General features: G+C 71.1%; 1 pseudogene. It reads left to right on the forward strand.

Annotation, left to right across the window (positions count from 1 at the left end):
* Positions 1-244: pseudogene (locus PUR61_RS06605) on the forward strand (IS4 family transposase); the annotation flags it as partial.
* Positions 245-332 lie beyond the last annotated feature (88 nt).

The following is a 332-nucleotide window of genomic DNA, read 5'->3' on the forward strand; positions in this document are numbered from 1 at the left end:
GCGGCTGGTGTGGCAGCGGCGGACCGCCGGACTCGACGTCCTGCCGGTCGCCTTCCCGAGCTGCTTTGCGTTGGCCCAGGCCCGCAGGCGGGTGGGGGCCGTGCCGTTGCGAGGGCTGTTCGACCTGTTACGGGGCCCGGCCGCCGGATTCGGCACCTCCGGGGCGTGGTGGCGGGGGCTGCTGGTCTGCGCGATCGTCGGCACGACGTTCAAGGTGCCCGACTGCCCCGCGATCCTGACCTAATTCACCAAACACCGCTGCAACATCGGCGGTTAGGGATACCCGGCGCTTCGACTGCTGGTCCTGGTGTCCTGCGGCACCCGCACCGTCC

The sequence above is a fragment of the Streptomyces sp. BE20 genome (assembly GCF_036322525.1).
In the GTDB taxonomy this organism is placed as follows: Bacteria; Actinomycetota; Actinomycetes; order Streptomycetales; family Streptomycetaceae; genus Kitasatospora.